Source organism: Sphingomonas sp. NPDC019816, assembly GCF_050274375.1.
GTDB lineage: Bacteria > Pseudomonadota > Alphaproteobacteria > Sphingomonadales > Sphingomonadaceae > Sphingomonas.
Genome location: NZ_JBNNOB010000066.1, coordinates 1 through 18,993 on the forward strand (window position 1 = coordinate 1; position 18,993 = coordinate 18,993).

Genomic DNA, 18,993 nt, shown 5'->3' on the forward strand with positions numbered 1-18,993 from the left:
CCCCATGATCTGATGATCAAACAGGCGGCGTGAATGACAACCGGGATTAGCTTAACTTAGCCGCAAACCTGTCCAAGAAGGCGGGACCACCTCAATCAGCTCGGCTCCCTTCATGAGGTCGGCGTCCAGCCAACCCAACAAGAAGAGCTTGAGCGCGCGCTCGAATTTGAGACGTGTGGGATCCGGTATGGCTGGATCGAGCGCCATCTCCGCGACGAACGCACGCCACTGCTGCGGGGTCTCGAAGCTCAACATCGCCACCGGATTTCCGGCTACCGGCCAGATCAGCTGCAGCGGGATATCTCGCTCGGGGAGATCGAAATGCGGCAGAGCCATGTCACGTCCTCCGGGCGAGCGGCGCGACACGACGCTCATCCGCATCGAGCCTGATCACCCAGCTTCCGGCACCATCTTCACCATCTCGAAGCGTCTCGGTCTTCCCGTCCGTCGCTCCTCGAGGGGTAATACCTTCAATCGCCCGTTTGATCGCGTCGAGCTCTACGCCCACGAACGTTGGGCGGAGCGAAAGTTTGCGCAGGACCGCAATCTCGCTCTCGTCGATCGGGCCGCTACTCAAAAGGCCCGCGCGACCTACATAGCCGCCGATAACCGGTTGCTCCGGCGCAGCGTCGCCGTCGACCATCATCGGGGTGAGTTCGCTCAGAACGGCGCGGGCCTGGGCTTGCGCGTGCGCGACCTTGTTTTTGAAGCGATGCCTCGTCAGCTCGACAAGAGGTTTCGCAAGCTCTGCATGTCCGAGCGAAGTCAGCAGCGATGCGATGTGCCAGCGCGCCATGGCTACCTCCAGGCTCTCGCGTTCAGCGTCGCTGATTTCCGCTTCTTCGTCCGGATCGCGCACCCACAGCATAGGCGCCGACACCGTGGGACTGGAAAATCCCCAGCGCGTTGCAATCGCGTAGCGTTTGAATGGGGCACGGCGCCGCCCAATTCTGATCTCCGCGCGGTTCGCCTGGGTATAGGCCCGGTCTAAGGCCGCTTGCGGCCCTTTTCCGTCGTGACAGCCTTTTGCCTCGACAATTGCCATGCCCGTGCTTGCGCCCCAGGCGACCCAATCAGGCATGTCGCCGCGCCGGTTGGGAACGCGTCGAAGTTGTCCTTGCATGACGCCTCCAAGCGCCATTGGCGGCTTCCTGACATGCGCAAAATGGGTGAGGCCGAGATGCCGGGTGGCATATGCGCGCGCCACGAACCGTCCAAAAAGCCCCGATATCGCTGTCTTCACCTCACGGGCATGACCGAGTGGCTGAAGGAAGCTGAAGGAACCGACCGATGGATCCAGCAGCGCTCCGAGAAATTGCCAATGGCCCAGCGTTGCGCCTGGCGATTGCAGGATTTCCAGAACGCCGGCGTCCTCGATCTCCTGGACCGTCAGGCTGACCGAGTTGGTCGTAACAGTGCCGTTGGCGGCGGTGAATTGATGGTCAAATGTGGGCAACGATGGCCTCCGCGAGTTGACTGGGGGTCGATCAGGATTTGGCCATCGTCGCTGGTTTGGGAGCCACACTCGTTGCATCGTCGCGCAACTGGCGTTCACGGAACGTCTCGGTCACGAAATCGATGAAAGAGACGGCTGCCCCAACGGCGAGGCGTGCATGTCGAGGCTGGAGACCTCGATGTCGGCCGTCACGCCCGTGGCCTGAACCATAAAGGCCGCGAAGCTCGGCCAGATACTGCGTCAGTGCGGCCAGGTTACGCAGGATCAGCTTGATCGTGTCAGCACCCTTCTTCGCATCGGTAATGTCTTCCGGAACGAGGCCAAGCTCCTTCGCCACGAGCTTGGTCAGGGCAGGGAGGTCGGCCCCGCTCGAATATTCCACGCCGCGTTTCGTCAGCACCGACTTGCAGCAACTCTCTACCAGTTCCTTGGCTGTGCCGATCGCAAGCGCCGGGTCGCGATCGATCGCGTTTTCGACCCGCTCGATTTCCTTCTGCATCCATGCAGCATCGAGCGCGTCGGCGACGGTCTTGGCCCGCATGACCGCACGCCCGCCCATATCTGAAACCGCCTTGGCCACGAACCGAGGCCGCCCGGCGATCTTTTCGATCTCCTCGAGCGTCCAGCCTTCTGGTCGCAACTGGTCATTGAAGTTGCGCACGATTTCCAGCGCCTGATTGCGATCGGGGCGCACGACTGGATGGACCATCTCGGCCAGAAAGGCGAGAAACCGATCGGCGGAGCCGTCAATGAGGTTGAAGCGCTCGTCCCCGAAGATCCAGTCGTCATCCCAATCGTCGTTGTTGTAACGATGCTGCCAGATATCGCCGGCCGCGTTCTCGAATCGGTCGTCTGTCGAAGGCATGGCCTTGAGATCCCAGAGGCGCTCGAGGAACTCCACGTCGCTAATGGCCCCCATCCAGGCGATCCTGTCCACCTTGATGCCGTCGATAATGTTGCGCCGGGTGCGGCGGGAAAGCGTTGCCGGGGCCGAGCGCCAGTCCGGACGCGCCCGTATCCTGGGCCGGATTGCGGCGCTGAAGCCCGTGTTGTCGTCCTGCTCGAAAACAGCCCTTACCCGAGCAGAGATCTGCTCCTGCAACGTATCGCGCTTGGCGCCAAGCCGCCCATATTCGGCAGGATCGATCGCCAGATAGACGGTGTAGAGGCGGGTGCCGCCGTTCCAGTTATCATAGCCGGTTTCGACGACCTCAGTTTCGGCCTCACGCAGCAGTTCGGCCGCCTCAGCCATGCCCTCTGCGGACAGCATGGCTTCGACGGCCGCCAAATACGCTTCGTCATCACGGTCGCTCACCAGCACCCTCACGCTTCGAAGTTGTCCAAAAAGCTTCTAGCGCGGTTGCTGGCGTAACGAAATCGGCAAGTAGATGTTATTCAAATGTTTTTAGTATCGGTCTGCAAAATCTTCAGGCGGTCATTAACAAGATTGGCTTGCGAGCCGAGCCATATCTTCGCATTGGCCTAACAATCAGCGTAAAACCTTTCCGTCTTGGGAAGGTTTGTCATTGCTTCGAGATAGTCTCCATCGACCCCATAGATTTGATCGTCGGACCATTCGAACATCTGGTGGTTGAGACGTTCGGCTTCAAATTGAGAGACCGTTTCGGTCGACACGCTGCAGCCAGGTTCCGCTATCGTCAACCGGAGCGCGATCTTGGGCGTGATGGGATAATAAAACACCGACTTCGGGTCTGCCTGAGGCCGCAGATTGATGATTGGCTGATCGCCGGTGATAAAGGGAACACTTGTCTCGTTCGTCAGGATCGTCGCCTGCGTGGTTGCGCGGTTCTGCATGAAGCCGGCTCCGATTTCGGTGCCCCACATGTGGCTTTCGAGCGGCCACAGGCGCGCAAGATCCAGTCCCAGCGGTAGCTCGACGGTTCTTACGGCCTTGCTCATACGCGCTGTCCGGGTGAACTGGGCTCCCAGGAAAAAGCAGAAGTCGATTGCCTCGTCTGCGTCCGTCCAGAAGGATGCATCGCCGGTGCGAAGGCGATCGAGATAGGGCGTACCCTTGTGTTCGATAAGGACATGCCAAGATTCGCCGAGGCCGCGTTCGGCGTTCCGCAGCAGCTCTTCCGTTTGTGCGCGTGTCTCATCGTCGCGTGGCGGCAGTGAGGCGACCAAGCGCCTTAACTTTGTAGTCACGGTGAACATGTCCACGAAGTTGCCGTTGACCTTACGACCAAGTTCGGTTCGGGAGCGCTTGGCGACGTTATCAAGATATTGCAGTTCGAGGTCTGAGAATTCCGCCAGTTCATAGAAATAGCGCGAGCTGGCGATATTCTTGGGATTGGTGGTGATGGTCGAGCGATCACGCTGCCGGCGACACGTCACCCGATCGCCGACGGCCCACGCAAGCAGATAGTGTTTCCAGACATAATGTTGGTTTTTCGCCACATTCTCAAACACAAATATCCCCTCATGCTCTTCAACTCCAAATAGGACTGAGGTGTCGGTTTTCCAGACACAGGCTAAAGAGACCATCAGGTTGCCTCGCGGCGGCACGCTTGGCCCGTAACTCACGGGCCTGTTTCCATCTGTTCGGCCTATCGGCTGCGAAAGACCTTTTGGGACCGGCGCTTCGCGACACCGCCGTGCGGCGGCCCTGGGAACTGCATGCCGCCCCTGTGGCTGATTGCAAGCGGACCAGGGCAAGAGGGAAGGGGGATCGAGGATGATGTCCGGGTTGGTCCGGATGTCAGAAGGAGTTCCTCTCGTGATTCAGACCGTGAAACTGGCGAAGCTTCGCCTCTCGCCCATCAATGTGCGCACAGCTCCGGAAAAGGAGCTCGCGATCGAGCCTATGGCCGCCGATATCGAGGCGCGCGGCGTGCTTCAGAACCTGCTGGTCACGCCCGCCCGCCCGCGCGGAACGTTCGAGGTATTCGACGGCGGACGCCGACTGCGCGGCCTCCTGCTACTTGCCGAGCGCGGGACGATCGACCCTGAAGTATTCGACGTGCCGGTCCTGGTTCTCAAGGACAGCGACGCGGCGCTCTCGGAAACGTCGCTGGCGGCAAATTTCCACCAGCTCAAGCTCACGCCGGCTGAAGAATGCCGTGCCTTCCAGCACTTCCTGGGGGTCGACGGCGATGTGGATGCGGTTGCCAAGCGGTTCGGCCAGACGCGACGCTTCATCGAGCAGCGGCTGCGGCTCGCCAATCTCGCTGATCCGATCTTCGATGCCCTGGCAGCGGGTGAACTGACGCTCGATCTCGCAAAGGCCTATGCGTCGACGGAAAACCGGGAAAAGCAGCTTCTCATCTACAACAGTTATAGCCAGCACAGCTACATCAACGCCGATGCCATCCGCCGGGCGATCGCCAACGAGACCATGAAGGCGAACGATCCGATCGCGCAGCTGGTCGGCGAGGCAGCCTATGTGGCCGCTGGCGGAGCCGTCGATCGCGATCTCTTCAGCGAAGGGGGCGACCGCTGGGTGAATCCCGAAATCGCCCAACGCCTCGGCGGTGAGCAGATGGAAGCCGAAGCCAAGCGGATCGGCGAGGAGACCGGCCTTGCCTGGATCCGACCGATCGCGACGGCTCACACCTACAACGCCGCCGCCGGTCTCTACCGGGTCATGCTTCCGCAACTGCCATTCTCGGATGAGGAGCGCGCGCGTGTCGACGAGATCGACGCGCGTCTCGAGGCGATCCAGGCGGCAATGGACGATGAGGAAACGACCGAGGACGCGTTCAGTCTTCTCGACGCCGAGTATGACGGTCTCGACGAAGAGCGCCGCGCGCTCCATGATCGACCCAGCGTCCTCCCGGATGCCCTGCGACCGCTGGTAGGGGCATTTCTCACGCTGACAGCGCGCGGTGAGATGCTTCTGGATACCGCTTATTATAGCGAACGGCCGCTACGTCTCGATGCGAACGGCGGCGTGCTCGATGACGCGGCGCCCAGGGAAGAACCGGACGGAAACGACACGTCCGGCATCGGCGGCTCCGGTGGCGGCGAGGCCGCTGCCCCGCGGCCCGATACGGTCGCGCCGGGGGGGAAGGCGCTCAGCATGAGGCTCTTTGAGGAGCTTGCGATGCAGCGCCGCGATGTTCTCGCTGCGAACCTCATTCAGCACCCGGCGCTGGCGCTCGATTACGCCATCTTCGTCATGATCGATGGCCGGAAACAGTGTCTTGCCAAGCATGGCTCGACGATCCGCGCATCCTCGCCACAAGATCCGGTCGTTGGCGAGCAGCCTGTAACCAGCGCCCGCACCTATCTCGCGCAGGCGCATGAAGCGCTGGATGCGGGCTGGACCGAACCGGCAGATCCGGTCGCTCGGTTCGAGGCATTCCGCGATCTCGACGATGATTCCAAGGCCGGGTGGCTCGCCTACATCGTCGCGGCATCGCTCGAGGCGAAGGATGGCTATGGTGCGGTTGCGCAAAATGCGCTGCAGAACCGCCTCGCGACGATAATGGACATCGATGTTGCGGCGTGGTGGCGCCCCACTTCGGTGAATTTCTTCGATCGGGTTCCCAAGGCAGCGTTGCTCAGTCTCCTCCACGATGTCGGCGGTCCCGCCGTCTCTGGCCGCTATGCGGCAGCCAAGAAGCCGGACATCTCGTCGAGCTGCGAGAAGCTGTTTGCTGGCGAGGCCATGGTGGAAGCCGAGGTCAAGGAGGCTGCGCTCAAATGGGTGCCCGATGCGATGCGTTTCCTCGACACCGCGCCGGTCGAGCCGCTGCGGGGCGAGGAGGTCGACGGACCCGCCGATGCCGATTTGCAGGACCATGCAGCAGGCCAGCACGGCGAACTCTTGGTCGAAGAGCCGGAGGAAATGGTCGCCGCCGCCTGAGCCGGCTTTCTGCCGAACCTCATGAAGGCCACCGGCGCGCAATCGCGCCGGTGGCCTTCGCCGTCTTTGGAGGGACATTGCAATGCCCAAACCATCAGCCGTGCGGCGCGACGTTGCCGCGGAAATTACGAACCTCATCCTTGAAAAGCTCGAGCAGGGCGTCCCGCCCTGGAAGCGACCCTGGCGCAGCGCGCCTGGCCAAGGGCAACGACCGTTGCGCCATTGCGGCACCAACTACACGGGGATCAACGCTCTCTACCTTTGGGCCCTGGCCGACAGCCGCGGCTATTCCTCGCGCTACTGGATGACCTATCGACAGGCCGAACAGCTCGGCGCCCATGTTCGCAAGGGCGAGCGGAGTGCGGTCTCGGTCTATTTCTCCCAGTTCAAGAAAACCGCGGTCAGTACCGTGACCGGACTATCGGTGGAGAAGAGCATCCGCTTTCTGCGGCACTATCTGGTTTTCAATGCAGATCAGGTGGACGGACTGCCGGCCTATTTCTACGCCGAGCCGGAGGTCGAAGCCCAAGCGAAGCCGTCTGAGCGCCAGGAGACTATCGACCGTTTCTTCGCCCGGATCCCGGCGACGGTGCGTCATGGCGGGAGCGAGGCCTATTTCAGCCCCATGCACGACTATATTCAGATGCCCAAAGCGGCATCTTTCGACAGCATGGACCTGTATGCCAGTACCCGGCTGCACGAAAGTGTCCATTGGACGGGCCATGCCAGCAGGCTTGCCCGCACCTTCGGAAAACGGTTCGGCGACCAGGCCTATGCGTTCGAGGAGCTGGTTGCGGAGATCGGGGCCGGGCTTGGCTGTTCCGAGCTTGGGCTCCCAAACGAACTGCATCAGAGCCATGCGAGCTATGTCGGCCATTGGCTGTCGATCCTGCGGGGCGACAAGAGCGCCATCATCCATGCCGCCGCCAAGGCCGAGCAGGCGATGACCTATCTGCGCGCATTTGGCGACACTCAGCCATCAGACGCGGTTGAGGCCGAACAGCGTCCGTCATCCCAAATGCTGGAGGCCGCATAATGGGCTGGCTTTACATGTCCCGGGGATCGCTCGGCGGTCACGCTTCGGCGAGCGCCTATCTCGACGCGCAATTCACCTATGAGCGGCAGGTTGAGGCCGGCGGCACTAGCGGCCTGCGCGTCCTTGCCTCTGCCTGTCCGCGAAACAGGGTCTATTATGCCGCTGCGCAGGTGATGAACGGCGGTGTGGGCGGCGAGATCTTTGCGATCGTCTGCCTGGTGCGTTGGAATCCTCAAGATCGCGAAGGGCTGATTTTCGGATACAAGGATCTTACCGAACACATGGGGCCTTATGAGGCAGATTGCCCCGCGAGAATTCTCGACCTACTGACCGAAACGGATAACCAGCATGCCCTTGACTGGCGTCGGCGCTGCCGTGCGAATCTCGAGCGCAGATCTCGCCGGCTCAACGATGGCGACACCATTCGTATGGCGCAGACCGTTACGTTCACCGATGGTCATATCGGGACCGAGTTCGTTGTCGAGAGGCGTGGCCGTCGCATAGTGTTGCGGGACCCCGTTTCTCAACGAGGCTACCGCATCACCCGGTTGATGGAACGGGACTGGAGCCTCGTTCCGATGACCCGCATCCATAAGACCCTCTTTGCCTGACCGTGTCGTCGGCTCCATTCCTACGAAAGGTCGATCATGCCAGTCTCCAACACGAGCGGATCGCTCTCGCCCAAACGCGCGATCTTGTGCAGTCGCGCGCACGCCGAGCGCGTGGCGGACAGGATATTCACCTCGCGCCAGAGCGCTTGCATCATTAGGACGGGCGATCCCATCCAGCCCTATCGAGCGGTCGCCGAGGCCTCGAGCCAGGATGAAGTAGAGGTCCTGCTGTGCGTCTGAGCGTCGTGAGATTATGCCTTCCGCTGTTCCTGGTATCCTGCGGTACAGCGTCGTCAGAGAAGGAACCCGCACAGACCGGCTTTGCGGGCTCTGCCCGCGCGATCGACGGCGATACTCTCTCAATGGATTTCCGCCTCCTGGGCATCGATGCGCCAGAAAAGCGCCAGCTATGCGGCCTCAAGGCTGGATGCTGGCCGTGCGGAAAGGCTGCCCAGGACTTCCTGGCCCGCGCGTTACGGGGCAGCGATGTGCAGATCACTCTTGTGAAGCGTCGCACCTATGGCCGTCAGGTAGCGACTGCTGCGATCGCGGGCGAGGATCTGGGAGATCGCTTGATCGCTGCAGGGTTGGCCATTCCGCAACCGCAGTACCTCAAAAATGACCCCGAACGCGCCGCCCGCTACGAAACGTCGTTCGCAGCGGCCAGGGCGACCTCTGTCGGGATGCATCAAGGCCGATGGATCGAACCTGCGCGCTGGCGTCGGGGCGAGCGCCTGTCTTGCGAACGACCGCCTAGTCCGCGAGGCTAGGGTCCAGATACCAGGACGGGCCCTGCCGAAATCCCGCATCGATCCGACCGACCGGGCCGTCAGGCTCTTTCGAGACATAAGGATCGAGCAGCGGCATGGCGCGCACTTTGGCGCGGACAAGTTTGCCGGCGACACGCCCGCGACGTTCCAGAAGATCTTCCAGCCACATCAGATCGTCCAGCATGTTCACGATACCGCGCCCCGCCAGGCAATAGTAGATGCAGCGCTGATAATCGTCGGTTCCGTCGTTGCTGAGGATCGCAGCGAGACGCGCCTTGCCCGCAATCTCCCCCTCATGGACCCATTGGACCGCTTCACGCAGTTCGCGAACGGAATAATAGGCGTCCTCGACCTCCATCCCCAGTGACGCTCCAGCGATCATGCGCTGTGTCGGACGGATGTGCCGATCGAGGGATGCATCGCGCAGGGTCACATCAAGATCGAAATGCTCGTGAAAAATCGTGGCCTTCATGGGAATCGCTCCGTTCAAATCGAACGTAACGTGAACAAAGCGGACCGGTCAAGCGGGACTTGGCGATGCCCCGCAATCGAGGGTCACCGAAAACTTCCTTTCGCCATGATACTCAAAGGGCCTGTCACCGACCCAGCGATCCCAGAAGGCTTCGCTGTCCCCGGACATCTCGATGTTCAGCTCCGCAAAGCCATTGTCTCTCGCGAACAGCAGCGCCTGATCAGCCAGCTTCGCGCCTAAGCCAGCCTTTCGATAATCGGGGCGGACGTAAAGCTTGTGAAGTTCCGAGCTCGCTTCGACGATGGTCGCCGCGCCGGCAATGACATCGCCGTCTCTCGCCACGACGTAGCGCGCTTCCAACCCGGAGGCGCCGAGGTCGCAAATTTCCACCTTGCTCCCCGGCGAAGCGCGCTCCCGAACCAGTTCGGCCTCCAGCGACTGCAACTCGGCCCTGCTGCTCACTTCAACAAATTCCATCAGTGCGATCTCCGACGACGGGTTCAGCGAGCGGACAGTCCGCGCGAACTGCCGGGATTATGGCACTCGGAATCGGCGTTTCAAGATCGCCTTTCCTGCGGGGGCAACCGGCCCAGCCCTTCAATGCGGCAGGAAAGGGAAGGGGGGATGAAGCTGGAGGAGCTCGAAGGAAGCTCTCAGCTGGAGAAACCCGATGAACTACGACGTCGCCTATCGCTATCAGCAGGCTCTCGATCCCAGCAGCCTCGCGACGATCGCGACAACCCTCCATGCCGTCCAGGCCGCGATCAAGGATGCCCGCAACGCGGGCTGTAACATCGAGACCGACCCGGCTGTCATCCTGCTGGCCCGGCACTTCGAAACGCTCTGCGCGCAGATCACCGATCGAGCGCAGCTCGAAAGCGAATGTGCGCAGGCTATCGACCGCCTGCAGTCACTGCCGGCTTTGCCGGTGCTGGCGTATCGGGGCGTAGCTCATGACGAGATGGCGAAGCGCGCCTTCCACCGGGAGGGAAGAGCGGCCTTGCGCAGGCTGGCCGATGCCCTTGGCCTGGAGGAGGATCGATATTCGCTCACCGCACGGCAGGGAAACGCAGCTCAATCGGGCGAAATCATCCTCCATGGGGAGGAGCTTTGGGTCCGCCTATCGCTCGATGTGGTGTTCCCGGGGCAGGAGGTGACCTACCGCCGGGTGCGCGGTCGGGACGATCATTGGGGTGATCGTGACAGGGTTTCGGCCGTCATCGATCTTCTCGACCCGGACAGGTTTGCCGCGCGCCTCAGGCGGGAACTGTCGCTGGGCGCTGCGGCGAACCACGACCGACTGGCCGCCTGAACCACCATCGATCGATGTCCGGCGCGCGCCCGCAGCCGCGCCGAGCTCGCGGTCGTTCGTCATGGAGGCTGATTATGACGTTGCGTTCAAGGCAGCGCCCGGTGGATCGTATCGATCTTTCCCGGACGGGCCCGAAGGTCCTGGCTTATGGGATCGGGGTCGATAGCACGGCACTGCTGATCGAACTCGTCGCGCGCGGCGAGCCACCAGACCTGGTGCTGACCGCCGACACCGGAAGCGAAAAGCCGGAGACCTACGAGTATCAGGCGATGATGGCAGCCTGGATGGCGGATCGCGGAATCGCCTATGAGACCGTGCGCTATGTTCCAAAGCGGTTCAAGCACTGGCCGCCCTACTTCTCCCTCCTCGAAAATGTGCTGACCAACGCAACCTTGCCAAGCATTTCGCTCGGCCGACACAGCTGCTCTCTCAAATGGAAGGTGGCGCCGCAGGACGCCTTTCTCAAGCAATGGGGACCGGCTCAAGCCGCATGGGCAAAGGGAGGGAAAGTCACGCGCTTCATCGGCTATGACTCCTCCCCGCGGACACCCGTCGCTTCATCCATGCCTCGGGGATTCACGATCCGCTTTTCCAGTGTCGCTACCCGCTGCGCGAATGGGGCTGGACCCGAGATCGCTGCGTTTCGCGCATAAGGGCTGAGGGACTTGCGGTGCCACCGAAGTCGAGCTGCTTCTTCTGCGGCGCGATCCGTCCCGACGAGGTCCGTGCGCTCCCAGCATGGTGCCTGCGCCTGATAGTCCTCATCGAGGCACGTGCGGAACCTCGTCTCCGCACGGTCGAAGGGCTCTGGCGCAGCTCGACCAAGACCAGGCCCGGCCGGATCACTGACTTCATCCTGACGGAAATGCTCCTGCCGGAGGCTGAAATCCTGGCGATCCGCCGTGACGCCCCGACCGATCTGATCCGTTTCCAGGATGCCGCGAGCCTGGTGCCAGTAAGCGAGCGCCCGACGATGGAGCAATGGATCGCCGGTTTCACTGCTGAATTGGAAAGTGGCAAATGACCGATCGCTTGTTCCGCATTGCAGAGCTTAACGACAGGGTTCGGCTTGGCCGCGATCCTGAGGCGCGTGTCGTCATGACCGCAACCTGTCTTGCCGTTCTCGCTGGCAATGGCGGTTTTGTCAGTGAAGCCCTCGCCCAGGCCGAGATCCTCGGCGCTGCCGCTCGCCATGACTTCGGCTCCGATGCCATCGGGGAGCGCAATAGCGGCGAGTTCATTATTCGAGGTCACACTGTCCGGTTCGTCATCGACTATTACGATCGGACACTCGAATGGGGCTCGGAAGATCCCGCCGATCCAGCGCTCACGACCCGCGTCCTCACCTTCATGCTTCCCAAGGACGATTGACGGCTGCGGCCAAACATAAAGGGGAGGGGGATCGGAGTGGGGAGCAATCCCGCTCGATGTCAGGAGCGTCTCCATGCCCCTTCCCGCCGTCATTCACAGCCAGGTCGATCCGGCCGCCGTCACGAAGGTAACGCGTCTCTTCAACAATACCATCGGCGACGTACTCTGTGAGCTTATCCAGAATAGCCGGCGCGCCGGTGCCAGCCTGATCGAACTCAACGTTCTGTCGATCGATGACGAACCGCATCTTTCGATCGTCGATGACGGTGTCGGTATTGATGACCCCTCGGTCGTTCTGGCGCTCGGGCGCTCGGGTTGGGACAGCGCGACGGCAAAGCGGGAGGATCCCGCTGGCATGGGCGTCTTCAGTCTCGCCGGGCGCGACATCATCATCCGGTCGCGTGCGCGCGGGGCGCCCATCGGATGGGCGATCAGTATTCCTGCCGAGGCCTGGGAGGACGGCCGTCCGATCCCCGTCGAGGCCTGTGACAGGGCAATCGGCACCGAGATCATCGTTCCTCTCGATCCCCTCTGGGCGAGCGCTCTTGTCGGCGCGGCGCGCGGCGCCGCCTGTCATTGCCCGATCCCTGTCGCGCTTAACGGCCAGAAGCTCGAGCGACGTGACTGGTTGCACGGCGCAAAGGCGATCTTCGAGGAGGACGGCGTCCGGATCGGCGTGTTCGACGACTATCGCGCGAACATCTACACGGCCACGATCAACTTCCATGGGGTCACCGTGCCGGGCGGACTGCCGGTCATCACCGAGAAGCAGCGACACTGGAGCGTACTTGTCGATATCCTCGATGCGCCTGAGCTGCAGCTTGTTCTGCCCGCGCGCAAGGAAATGGTCGAGAATGATGCGCTGGTGCGGCTGCGCGAGGCCACGCGGCGAGCGATCTACCGCCATATCGCGACCCTTCCCAGTCATCGACTTGGTTATGAGGCGTGGTCCGAGGCCGCGAGGCTGGGTGTAACCCTGCCCGAGGCCGAGGCCCGGTTGTCCGAATGGGGGCCAGCAACCGCCGACCAGCATACCGGGATAACGCGCAGTGAAGTCGACGCCGGAGACCTCATCATCATCGAGGATTTCGATGCGTCGTTCGAACAATCCGCGCATTTCGCGCTGAGCCGCGATGGACGGTTCAACAGTCGTCTTGCAGATCCCGACGATAGCATGGCCGGATATCAGTGGTATGACGGTCTCTCCCGCATCACAGGTATCGCTTTCGAGATCGAGCAAGGTGACACCAGCCTGACCTATGCCGAGCCCGGAAAAACGGGGCTCGATACCGGGGTCGTCGATCGGCTCGACCTCATCCTGACGTTCGGCGGGGAGCAGACGGAAACCATCGTCATACCGGCGCCGATCCTCATTGAATATGATGACGGTAGCTGCTGGAACTACGACGAGGCCATCATCCTCTTCACCGATGCACAGGCGATCACCCCCGACGACCTCACCGAACTCCTCGAGCGAACCTGCTTTTCCTCGAGCGATGATCGCGACGCCGACAGCTGGGATACCCAGCATGATCGTTTCCTGCTCGATGCACGGGAGATGGCGACCAGCATTCTGCTCGGGGAAGACGCTGCGCTGATCGAGAGGCTGCGCGCTATCCTGCTGAACCGCGTCCAATGGTTTGTGCCGGAGGGGCGGACATTTGAAGTCTCGATCGGACGTGCTGCCATTGAGATTTGCCTGGCGCCGGACCCGCAATCTTAATGCAGGGAGCCAGACCCGGTAGACAGCGCGATCACAGTTGCGCGGGACCGCGAAGGGCGTACATTGTGCCATGATGCCAGAGAGCGGCAAGCATCGTGGACTGCCGCGCTGGCGATGCGATCAGCACCTCAGAAGATGCCGCTCGCCATATGCAAAGTCGGGTCCGAAGGAGCAGCGAATGAGCCGCCGTGCGCTCGAACCGAAATCCGATAACATGGTGGACCCCTATACTTTGCGGGTGGCGGCGCAAATCGTTCGGTCTCGTCTCGCCATGCTTTCCCGCAATCCGCACCTGGACGGGCTGGAGCGGCTCGGCGCGAGCAAGATGCTCAAGCAACTCGCCGTCGATCTCGAGGTGTCAGCCGATCATGTCGGCCCAAAACGTCGGCAATCGAGCAAATCCTGACGGCTCGGCCTCACAGATATTTCGATATGTTCCGGAATTCCTCGACGGCGTTCGCAATGCCGTCGGGTTCGTCGCTGTGCGCGAGACAATGGCAGATATGATCGTTGATTAGCGTCTTCTTGGCGCTGGCGATCGCTTTCTCCACCGCGTGTAACTGCTGGGCGATCTCCGGACAGGGACGGCCGTTCTCGATCATCTCAACGATGCTTCGCAAATGACCGCCGGCGCGATTGAGACGCTTGACGATCGCGGGGTGTGTTTCGTGACGATGTTCGGACATGAACCCTGCAGACAGTTACCAGTCCGCTTTACATATCCTCCCTGGGAGGATAGCTCAAGCCGCAATACTATCCCCCCGGGGGGATGATTCTTTCAAGGAGCTTCCATGTTTTCGGTCCTCGCGAACCGTACCTATCGCCATCTCCTGATGGCGCAGGTCATTGCCCTTCTGGGCACCGGCCTTGCAACGGTCGCGCTCGGGCTGCTTGCCTATGATATCGCCGGAGGCGAGGCCGGGGCGGTTCTGGGAACAGCGCTTGCCATCAAGATGGTCGCTTATATCGGGGTCGCGCCTGTTGTGGGCGCCTACGCCAATCGGCTTCCCCGACGCGCCTTTCTCGTTGCGATGGACCTGTTGCGGGCCGGCGTTGCACTCAGTCTACCATTTGTGACCGAGGTCTGGCAGATCTACATCCTGATCTTCGTGCTCCAGTCCGCCTCGGCGGCTTTCACGCCGACATTCCAGGCGACTATTCCCGACGTCCTGCCCGACGAGCGCGACTATACCAAGGCTTTGTCGCTATCGCGACTGGCCTATGACATGGAAAGCCTGATCAGCCCGATCCTCGCGGCGGGGCTGCTGACCCTCATCAACTTCCACTGGCTCTTCTCCGGGACGATGATCGGCTTCCTCGCCTCGGCGCTTCTCGTCGTGACGACGGTTCTTCCGCGCGCACCAACGCAGCAGACCACTGGGCAGGGGGTCTATTCCAAGACCACACGGGGGGTCAGGTTCTACCTGCGTACCCCCCGGCTGCGCGGCCTGCTTGCCCTGACGCTTGCTTCAGCCGCTGCAAGTTCGATGGTCATCGTCAACACCGTCGTTATCGTGCGGGACAAGCTTGGCCTGGGACAACAGGACGTCGCCCTGACGCTCGCTGCGTTCGGCGCGGGCTCGATTTTGGCGGCCTTCACCCTGCCGCGAATCCTCGATCGGATTTCGGACCGCACGATCATGCTCCTGTCAGGTGCCATGCTTGCCTGGCTTCTGGCGATCATGGCCCTCGTGACGTACTGGATCGGCGGAAGCCCCAGCTATTGGTATGCCCTGCTCGCCGGATGGTTCGCGATGGGCATTGCCTATTCGATGAGCGTCACCCCCTCAGGCCGACTCCTCAAACGCTCGGCCAAGGCGGAAGATCGACCGGCATTGTTTGCCGCACAATTTGCCCTTAGCCATGGATGCTGGCTCATCTGCTATCCGCTCGCCGGGCAACTCGGAGCTGGCGGCGACCAGACACTGGCTTTCGTCGTGTTATCAGTTCTGGCGCATGCTGGGGTAATAGGGGCCAAGTTCCTGTGGCCTGCCGAAGATCCCGACGTTCTGGCGCACAATCATCCCGATCTTTCAGCCGAGCATCCGCATATGCGCGAAGATCATCGGACGTCAGACAGACACATCTTCGTCGTCGACGATCTTCACCCCAGGTGGCCGCAATAGCATGCCGGTATCGCCTACGACTTGCACAGCCCCCTGGGGGGATCCGCTTCATGCAAGACTGGCGCTAAGAAGTTGTCTGTGGTTTCTGATCGCCAGCGTCCAACGTAACTGGCAGACTAACCGCAAAGAAGGATGATCAGAGCAGGCCTATGTCCGAAAACAGCCCATATCCCGATTGCGTAAAATATCACGCCGAGAACAACTCGACGATTTTTGCTGTGACGAACGACGATGGCGAAGTGGTCGCCGTTCACGAAGTTTTCCTGTCTTCCGATGCTCGGGAAGTTGGTCGACGCACGACTGGCCTTCCAGAGGAGGGTTTCGTGCGTTTCCGCGGTGTTGGCCCTGCCACGATCGTCAAGGACGAGCCGGAAGAAGGCATGCGCTTATGGGCTGACACGGGCAGAGAAGTCTGGGTTGACGTGACCGGCATTCCGGACAGTGCGAGCGCCGCAAACTGAACATGGTCAACTCGTGCGTGATGGCTTCTTGCCGATCAGGCAATTTTTAAGGCGGTCAATAGGGTCAGGCTGATCGTGCCCAGTACGAGCAGCGACAGGACGACGGCAATCGTGACGCGCGCTCCTGCTTTGGTGACGCTGCGAACGTCTACACCGAGGCCGAGCGCTGCCATGGAGATCACGGTCAGCAATGTCGTGATGCGGCTGATCCATGGAATCGCCATGTTTGGCACCAGCCCCAAAGAGCGGCAGGCAACCAGCATCAGAAAGCCGATGATGAACCAGGGGACGAGGTGCGCCGCCTCAAGGCGCCTGGCCGTAAGCGTTCCGCCGGCCAACTCGCTGGGTGGCGGCATTTGCGGCGCGAGACGTGGGGCAACGAGCGACAGGACCAGGCACACGGGACCGAGCATGAGGACACGAACCAACTTGACCAGCATGCCCATGTTTGCAGCGGCAGAGCCCAACGGCGCGGCGGCTGCGATCACCTGCGGCACTGCATAAACGGTGAGCCCGGCGAGCGTGCCGAAGGCGGCCCCGCTTATGCCAAGTCCGAGGCCCAACAGCGGCAGGCCAAGGACGACCACCACGCCCAACACGGCCGTAAACGCGATGGATGCGACAACATCGTCGCTGTCCGCCCCGATGACAGGAGCGATAGCGACGATCGCCGAATTGCCGCAGATCGCGTTGCCGCAGGCGATCAGCAGTGCCATGCGCGTCGGCAGGCCGAGCAGCCGTCCGATCCCGAAACTCAGCAGGATCGCGGTTGCCACCACAACTGCGATGCCCACCAGGAGCGGCAGTCCCGCTGCCGCGATGGTTGCGGCGCTGACAGAAGCCCCGAGCAAGACCACCGCCACCTCCAGAAGGTATTTGGTACTGAAGGCGATGCCGTCTTGCCATCTGTCGCATGGCGTCCACAGGCTGCGCACGGTCGTGCCGATCAGGATGGCAAGTACCAACGCCTCGAGCCACACTTTGCCCGCCAACATCCGCTCGCCCGTCTCCAAGGCAAAAGCCGCCCCGGAGACCGCCACACAAAGTCCGATGCCGGGCGCAAGTTCGGCCAGCTTCCTGACGCGGTTTACAGACGGTCCGGTTTGATGTCGGGCGAGACTTGGCATGGCGGGCTTCCTTCCGCCCGTCGATCTAATCTGCGAGGATCAATCGTTCCAACGCCGCTTATTTGTGATTCCAATCGTAAATGCTGATTGATTGGGTTAGTGGCGGGGCATGACGCTCGAGCAGCTTCGCATATTCGTCGGCGTGGCCGAACGTGAACACATGACCGCGGCCGCGCGGGCGCTCAACGTTACGCAATCGGCAGCCTCAGCCGCCATAGCCGCCCTTGAAGAGCGACACGCCGTGAAGCTGTTTCACCGGATCGGGCGCGGCATCGCGCTGACCGAGGCGGGCCGGCTGTTTCTGGTGGAAGCACGCGGTGTACTCGCGCGCGCCGATGCCGCCGGGATCGTGCTGGACGAATTGGGCTCCATGAAGCGGGGGACGCTGCGCGTCGTCGCGAGCCAGACCATCGCTGCCTATTGGTTACCGCCGATCCTGGCGAAGTTCCGCGAACGCCATCCCGCGCTGGGCATCGAGCTGGCGATCGGCAACACCGAGCAGGCGGCTGCTCGTGTCCATGACGGTGAAGCTGATCTTGGCATCGTAGAGGGGGAGGTCGATGATCCTGCGCTGGCGCACTGGCCGATCGGCGAAGATCGATTGCTGCTCGTTGGAGCTGAGCCCTTCGGTGGCACGCGCATCGACGCGGTCTGGCTGCGTCACGCCCGCTGGGTGCAACGGGAGAAAGGCTCAGGTACGCGCTCAACGCTCGATGGTTATCTGCTTGCGCTCGGTGTTGATCCCGATGCGCTCGACGTGGCGCTGACTCTGCCGTCGAACGAAAGCGTCCGAACTGCCGTTGAGGCAGGGGCCGGCATCGCCGTCCTCTCGGCAATGGTGGTTGCGCCGGCAATCAAAGCGGGCTCCTTGCATGTCGGTTCTATCGCGTTCGAGCCTCGCCCCTTCTTCGGGCTGCGGCACAAGGAACGCTACCGGATCAAGGCTGCCGATGCACTGCTGGACCTGATCGGCTCATAGCTGCGATCGGTCACGGGCACCGCTATTTCCAAGCGGCTTGCCCGGGATCCCCCCGGGGCGAACATTCCACGACCGGGTAGCCCATCGCCGCGGAAGGCGCGGCGATGATTGGGCGCGTGCGCGCCCGCCCGGCGAAAACGCCGGGGAGAGGAGGGGATGAGGATGAAGTGTCTCGGACAAGGGGTTCGAGAGCAACAAGTCCAGGAGAAGTCTCATGAACATCGGTTCCATCAAACAGAACGAAGCCGGCATCTTCATCGGCCGCGTGTCGACCCTCACCGTCTCGGTCACGATCGCGCTGCGCGAAGTGCGCAGCACCAATCCGCGTGCGCCGCGCTACGAGATCCACGCGCTTAACACCGCTTCGCGCGCCTGGGTGCAGGTCGGCGCATTGTTCGAGCTCACCGCGCGCGAGACCGGCGAGGCCTTCCTCAACGGCAAGATCGACGATCCGAGCCTCGCGCAGCCGCTCTACATCTCGGCCTTCCGCCAGGACGACGGCTCGTACAACATCGTCTGGCAGCGGCCGCAGCGCCGGCGCGACGTGACCGCTGCCATGACGCCCAAGGACAATGACGATGCGCTGCCGCCGCTGCCGGGCATGGAGGATGTGGGTGCCGGCGAAGCGCCGCCGGCGGGCGGCGGTGGGGCGACCGACGGCCTGGGCGACTCCACCGCCGGGGACTTTGGCGGCGTGGGCACCGGCGCGGCGCGCGGG

At 62.0% G+C, this 18,993-nt stretch carries 21 protein-coding genes and 1 pseudogene; 13 read left to right on the forward strand and 9 right to left on the reverse strand.

Annotated elements, in window-relative coordinates; genetic code table 11:
• Positions 1-51: 51 nt before the first annotated feature.
• The 4 genes from ACQKJZ_RS10970 to ACQKJZ_RS10985 form a co-directional block, all read right to left on the reverse strand.
• Positions 52-336, reverse strand: a complete 285-nt coding sequence (locus ACQKJZ_RS10970; RefSeq protein ID WP_427731142.1) for a hypothetical protein — start codon at positions 334-336, stop codon at positions 52-54.
• 1 nt (position 337) lies between these two features.
• Positions 338-1,456 carry a hypothetical protein gene (locus ACQKJZ_RS10975; protein WP_125962369.1) on the reverse strand — a complete coding sequence of 373 codons (1,119 nt, stop codon included), beginning with the start codon at positions 1,454-1,456 and terminating at the stop codon, positions 338-340.
• Positions 1,457-1,487: 31 nt separating this feature from the next.
• Positions 1,488-2,771 carry an abortive infection family protein gene (locus ACQKJZ_RS10980; RefSeq protein ID WP_125962368.1) on the reverse strand — a complete coding sequence of 428 codons (1,284 nt, stop codon included), beginning with the start codon at positions 2,769-2,771 and terminating at the stop codon, positions 1,488-1,490.
• Positions 2,772-2,938: 167 nt separating this feature from the next.
• Positions 2,939-3,964, reverse strand: a complete 1,026-nt coding sequence (locus ACQKJZ_RS10985) for a DUF4238 domain-containing protein (protein WP_427731143.1) — start codon at positions 3,962-3,964, stop codon at positions 2,939-2,941.
• A gap of 232 nt (positions 3,965-4,196) precedes the next feature.
• On the opposite strand from ACQKJZ_RS10985, the gene ACQKJZ_RS10990 reads away from it, so the two are divergent.
• From ACQKJZ_RS10990 to ACQKJZ_RS11000, 3 genes are all read left to right on the forward strand, one after another.
• The gene (locus tag ACQKJZ_RS10990) at positions 4,197-6,287 is read left to right on the forward strand and encodes a ParB/RepB/Spo0J family partition protein (RefSeq protein WP_125962372.1); all 2,091 of its coding nucleotides are present in this window, start codon (positions 4,197-4,199) and stop codon (positions 6,285-6,287) included.
• Between the two features lie 82 nt (positions 6,288-6,369).
• Positions 6,370-7,323, forward strand: coding sequence for an ArdC family protein (locus ACQKJZ_RS10995; RefSeq protein ID WP_125962366.1), 954 nt, complete (start codon positions 6,370-6,372; stop codon positions 7,321-7,323).
• Complete coding sequence (locus ACQKJZ_RS11000; RefSeq protein WP_125962365.1) at positions 7,323-7,934, forward strand: DUF6927 domain-containing protein; 612 nt, start codon at positions 7,323-7,325, stop codon at positions 7,932-7,934. Before ACQKJZ_RS10995 ends, ACQKJZ_RS11000 begins: the two co-directional genes overlap by 1 nt.
• Before the next feature lie 20 nt (positions 7,935-7,954).
• Here ACQKJZ_RS11000 and ACQKJZ_RS11005 read toward each other — a convergent pair whose 3' ends face one another.
• Entirely contained in the window at positions 7,955-8,089 is a 135-nt protein-coding gene (locus ACQKJZ_RS11005; protein ID WP_277599979.1) for a hypothetical protein, read from the reverse strand.
• Positions 8,090-8,296: 207 nt separating this feature from the next.
• Here ACQKJZ_RS11005 and ACQKJZ_RS11010 point away from each other — a divergent pair, with 207 nt between their 5' ends.
• A complete protein-coding gene (locus ACQKJZ_RS11010; RefSeq protein WP_125962363.1) occupies positions 8,297-8,704 on the forward strand; it encodes a thermonuclease family protein in 408 nt (135 codons plus the stop codon).
• Here the strand turns inward: ACQKJZ_RS11010 and ACQKJZ_RS11015 are convergent.
• Both ACQKJZ_RS11015 and ACQKJZ_RS11020 read right to left on the reverse strand, forming a co-directional pair.
• The gene (locus ACQKJZ_RS11015; protein WP_125962362.1) at positions 8,688-9,176 is read right to left on the reverse strand and encodes a hypothetical protein; all 489 of its coding nucleotides are present in this window, start codon (positions 9,174-9,176) and stop codon (positions 8,688-8,690) included. The genes ACQKJZ_RS11010 and ACQKJZ_RS11015 overlap by 17 nt on opposite strands.
• A 48-nt stretch (positions 9,177-9,224) precedes the next feature.
• The gene (locus ACQKJZ_RS11020) at positions 9,225-9,653 is read right to left on the reverse strand and encodes a GNAT family N-acetyltransferase (RefSeq protein ID WP_125962361.1); all 429 of its coding nucleotides are present in this window, start codon (positions 9,651-9,653) and stop codon (positions 9,225-9,227) included.
• A gap of 193 nt (positions 9,654-9,846) precedes the next feature.
• Here ACQKJZ_RS11020 and ACQKJZ_RS11025 point away from each other — a divergent pair, with 193 nt between their 5' ends.
• The 5 genes and pseudogenes from ACQKJZ_RS11025 to ACQKJZ_RS11045 all read left to right on the forward strand — a co-directional run bounded on the left by ACQKJZ_RS11025 (position 9,847) and on the right by ACQKJZ_RS11045 (position 13,988).
• Positions 9,847-10,488 (forward strand): hypothetical protein, encoded by a 642-nt coding sequence (locus ACQKJZ_RS11025; RefSeq protein WP_125962360.1) that lies wholly within the window; start codon positions 9,847-9,849, stop codon positions 10,486-10,488.
• A gap of 74 nt (positions 10,489-10,562) precedes the next feature.
• Positions 10,563-11,512, forward strand: a pseudogene (locus ACQKJZ_RS11030) (hypothetical protein).
• Positions 11,509-11,859 carry a DUF3768 domain-containing protein gene (locus ACQKJZ_RS11035; protein WP_125962359.1) on the forward strand — a complete coding sequence of 117 codons (351 nt, stop codon included), beginning with the start codon at positions 11,509-11,511 and terminating at the stop codon, positions 11,857-11,859. The pseudogene ACQKJZ_RS11030 and the gene ACQKJZ_RS11035 overlap by 4 nt, the downstream one beginning before the upstream one ends.
• Positions 11,860-11,932: 73 nt before the next feature.
• A complete protein-coding gene (locus ACQKJZ_RS11040; protein ID WP_125962358.1) occupies positions 11,933-13,582 on the forward strand; it encodes an ATP-binding protein in 1,650 nt (549 codons plus the stop codon).
• A gap of 178 nt (positions 13,583-13,760) precedes the next feature.
• Complete coding sequence (locus ACQKJZ_RS11045; RefSeq protein ID WP_241212044.1) at positions 13,761-13,988, forward strand: hypothetical protein; 228 nt, start codon at positions 13,761-13,763, stop codon at positions 13,986-13,988.
• 10 nt (positions 13,989-13,998) lie between these two features.
• Here ACQKJZ_RS11045 and ACQKJZ_RS11050 read toward each other — a convergent pair whose 3' ends face one another.
• A complete protein-coding gene (locus ACQKJZ_RS11050; protein ID WP_125962357.1) occupies positions 13,999-14,268 on the reverse strand; it encodes a metal-sensing transcriptional repressor in 270 nt (89 codons plus the stop codon).
• A 105-nt stretch (positions 14,269-14,373) separates the two neighbouring features.
• On the opposite strand from ACQKJZ_RS11050, the gene ACQKJZ_RS11055 reads away from it, so the two are divergent.
• Positions 14,374-15,708, forward strand: coding sequence for an MFS transporter (locus tag ACQKJZ_RS11055; protein WP_125962356.1), 1,335 nt, complete (start codon positions 14,374-14,376; stop codon positions 15,706-15,708).
• Between the two features lie 149 nt (positions 15,709-15,857).
• Positions 15,858-16,169, forward strand: a complete 312-nt coding sequence (locus tag ACQKJZ_RS11060) for a hypothetical protein (protein ID WP_125962355.1) — start codon at positions 15,858-15,860, stop codon at positions 16,167-16,169.
• Positions 16,170-16,204: 35 nt separating this feature from the next.
• On the opposite strand, the gene ACQKJZ_RS11065 is transcribed toward ACQKJZ_RS11060, so the two are convergent.
• Positions 16,205-17,296, reverse strand: coding sequence for a YeiH family protein (locus tag ACQKJZ_RS11065; protein ID WP_125962354.1), 1,092 nt, complete (start codon positions 17,294-17,296; stop codon positions 16,205-16,207).
• A gap of 109 nt (positions 17,297-17,405) precedes the next feature.
• Here ACQKJZ_RS11065 and ACQKJZ_RS11070 point away from each other — a divergent pair, with 109 nt between their 5' ends.
• Both ACQKJZ_RS11070 and ACQKJZ_RS11075 read left to right on the forward strand, forming a co-directional pair.
• Positions 17,406-18,275, forward strand: coding sequence for a LysR family transcriptional regulator (locus ACQKJZ_RS11070; RefSeq protein WP_125962353.1), 870 nt, complete (start codon positions 17,406-17,408; stop codon positions 18,273-18,275).
• Between the two features lie 214 nt (positions 18,276-18,489).
• Positions 18,490-18,993, forward strand: a 504-nt coding sequence (locus ACQKJZ_RS11075) for a DUF736 domain-containing protein (protein ID WP_427731144.1), incomplete at its 3' end; no start/stop codon positions are given.